The following is a 3,767-nucleotide window of genomic DNA, read 5'->3' as shown; positions in this document are numbered from 1 at the left end:
GACAAGACCAAGCTCGTGCAGAACATCACCGGCGACGTCATCAACCAGATCAACACCACCACCAGCAACCCGGTGACGAACATCGAAGGCAAGTTCAAGGTGAGCGACGGCACGTCCGCCAATACCAAGACCCTCACCATCAGCAAGAGCGGCGTGCCCGAGATCCAGTTCAAAGGCGAGACGAACAAGATCGCCGTTGAAGTGGCCGGAACCGATTCCGTTCCCGTCGTCACCGTCAAGGCCGACCCGAACCTCGGCCAGAACATCGACATCAGCAACAACACGTCGATCACCAACCTGTCGGCCGGGTTCAACGTGAAAGCAGGAGCGAACACCGGAGCGATCCAGGCCGGCAACACCCTTGAATTCGCCGGCAAGAACTACGTAGAAGCCGAGTACGACAGCACGGCCAAGAAGATGACCATCGGCCTCGACGACGCCACCAAGAACAAGATCGACAACCTCAGCACCACCATCAACAACGCGTCCAAATGGACCATCAAAGACGGAGAGACGCCGGCGGGCGAGAAGGAAATCAACAGCACCACCCCGTTGGTCGTCGAAGGCGACGCTTATGTAAAGACCAAAGTGGACAACTCTGGCCTTCACCTGAGCATGGACGAAACCAAGCTGAACAGCACCATCACCAACAACACGACGGTCAATCAGCACGGCGACGACATCACCGCGCTGAAAGGCGGCTTCACCGTCAGCAACGCCGCGGGTGCGAAACAGGACATCACCCTCGGCGGCGCGACGAAGAAAAACATCAAATTCGAAGGCGAAGCCGACAAGATCGACGTGGCCGTAGCGGCCGACGGGACCGACGGCGCGAAAGTGACCGTGACGGCCAACGCCAACCTGGGCCAGAACATCGACATCAGTAACAACAGCGCAATCACCAACCTGGATAACCGTGTGACCACGAACGCGGGGAACATCACCAACAATACCAATAACATCACCAAGCTTCAGGGCGGCTTTGACCTGAAAGCAGGTACGGCTACGTCCAACGTGGCTCTGGGCGGCGCGACGGCCCCGACGGTAGAATTTGCGACGGCCGACGACACGATGACAGTAGGTCTGACCGGGACGAAAGTCACCTACGGCATCGACAAGACCAAACTCGTGCAGAACATCACCGGCGACGTGATCAACCAGATCAACAACACGACGACCAACCCGGTGACCAACATCAGCGCCAAATTCGGCGTGACCGCGGAAACGGGAACGAAGAAGACCGTGACGCTGGCCAAGGACACCGAACCGACCGTGAAGTTCGAAGGCGACGGCACGTACATCAAGTCCGCCATGACCGCCGACGGCGTGAAGTACAACCTTGACACGACCGCGCTGAACAACGCCATCACCAACAACACCACCGTGCAGAACCTTGCGGGCGGTTTCAACGTCAAAGCCGGCAGCGTTCAGGGAGCGATCACGGCCGGCGACACCCTTGAATTCGCCGGTAAGAACTACGTGGAAACGATCTATGACAGCGCCGCCAAGAAGATGACCATAGGCCTCGACGACGCCACCAAGAACAAGATCGACAACCTCAGCACCACCATCAACAACGCGTCCAAATGGACCATCAAAGACGGAGAGACGCCGGCGGGCGAGAAGGAAATCAACAGCACCACCCCGTTGGTCGTCGAAGGCGACGCTTATGTAAAGACCAAAGTGGACAACTCTGGCCTTCACCTGAGCATGGACGAAACCAAGCTGAACAGCACCATCACCAACAACACGACGGTCAATCAGCACGGCGACGACATCACCGCGCTGAAAGGCGGCTTCACCGTCAGCAACGCCGCGGGTGCGAAACAGGACATCACCCTCGGCGGCGCGACGAAGAAAAACATCAAATTCGAAGGCGAAGCCGACAAGATCGACGTGGCCGTAGCGGCCGATGGGACCGACGGCGCGAAAGTGACCGTGACGGCCAACGCCAACCTCGGCCAGAATATCGACATCAGCAACAACAGCGCGATCACCAACCTGGATAACCGCGTTACAACGAACACCAGCAACATCACCAAGCTGCAGGGCGGTTTCGACCTTGCCGACGCCGGCGGCGTGAAAAGCTCCGTGGCGCTTGGCGGAACTGCCAAGGAAGCCGTGACCTTCAAGGCCGGTGGCACGATCGGCGATGCCTTCACGGCGAGCGTGGACGGCAACCGCAACGTGACCTACGCCATCGACAAGACCAAGCTCGTGCAGAACATCACCGGCGACGTCATCAACCAGATCAACAATACCACCAGCAACCCGGTGACGAACATCAGCGCCAAATTCGGCGTGACCGCGGAAACGGGAACGAAGAAGACCGTGACGCTGGCCAAGGACACCGAACCGACCGTGAAGTTCGAAGGCGACGGCACGTACATCAAATCGGCGATGACTACCGACGGCGTGAAGTACAACCTGGACACCACTGCGTTAAACAATGCCATTACCAACAACACCACCGTGCAGAACCTTGCAGGCGGCTTCAACGTCAAAGCCGGCAGTGTCCAGGGTGCGATCACAGCGGGGGACACGCTGGAATTTGCCGGTAAGAACTACGTGGAAGCCGAGTACGACAGCACGGCCAAGAAGATGACCATCGGCCTCGACGACGCCACCAAGAACAAGATCGACAACATTTCCACCACCATCGGCGCCGCCGCCAAATGGACCATTCAGGACGCGGAGACGCCCGCCGGAGCCAAAGTCATTGACGCCTCGACGCCGTTGACGGTGACGGGCGCCGACGGCGTGACTACGAAGGTGGACGCCAGCGGCCTGAAGATCGGCCTGGACGGCACGACGCTGGGCAACACCATCAACAACAGCTCGACCGTGATCAACAACGTGGAAGCGAAATTCAAGATCGCCGACGCCGGCACCGGCACGAAGACGATCACCGCGAACAAGACCGGAACGGAAACCATCAAGTTCGAAGGCGACGGCAGCCTGATCGAGTCGGAAGTCGGCGCCAGCGGCGTGAAGTACAAAGTCAACGCCACGAACCTGACCAACACCATCAACACCACGATCAACAACAATACGACGGTCAATCAGCACGGCGACGACATCACGGCGCTGAAAGGCGGCTTCACCGTCAGCAACGCCGCGGGTGCGAAACAGGACATCACCCTCGGCGGCGCGACGAAGAAAAACATCAAATTCGAAGGCGAAGCCGACAAGATCGACGTGGCCGTAGCGGCCGACGGGACCGACGGCGCGAAAGTGACCGTGACGGCCAACGCGAATCTGGGGACTCACATCGACATCAGCAGCAATACGACGGTGACGAATCTGATCAATATCGGCCTGAAATTCGACGCGAACGTCGGCGGAGTGCAGACGAACAAACTCGGCAGCACGGTGAAGATCCAGGGCGCCGGAACCGAAGCCGACGACAAGTACTCCGGCGAGAACGTCAAGACCAAGATCGCCCAGGATACTGCCGGCAACACCACCATCGACATCCTGCTGAACAAAGACCTGAAAGCCGCAAGCGTCACCGTCGGCAAAGACGGCAAAGACGGCAAGATCGGAGTGACGGGAGCGAACGGCAAAGACGGCGTGACCATCTGGAGCGAGGGCCCCGCGGGACAGAACGGCGTCGACGGCCACATCGGCCTGACCGGGAAAGACGGAGCGAGCGCCGACATCCACGTGAAAGACGGAGCCCCCGGCCTCGACGGAACGACCCTGACCCGCATCGTGTACGAAGACAAGAACGGCACGACCCACGAAGTCGCCACCCTCGACGACGG

1 protein-coding gene is annotated in these 3,767 nt (G+C 59.3%); it reads left to right on the top strand.

Annotated features, from left to right (window positions below):
- A partial coding sequence (locus tag B0D78_RS12950) for a beta strand repeat-containing protein (protein WP_168170131.1) occupies positions 1-3,767 on the top strand: 3,767 nt, incomplete at both ends.

Source organism: Pyramidobacter sp. C12-8, from assembly GCF_002007215.1.
In the GTDB taxonomy this organism is placed as follows: domain Bacteria; phylum Synergistota; class Synergistia; order Synergistales; family Dethiosulfovibrionaceae; genus Pyramidobacter.
Note: the sequence above shows the minus strand (reverse complement) of the source record. Positions and strands in the feature narration are given on the sequence as shown.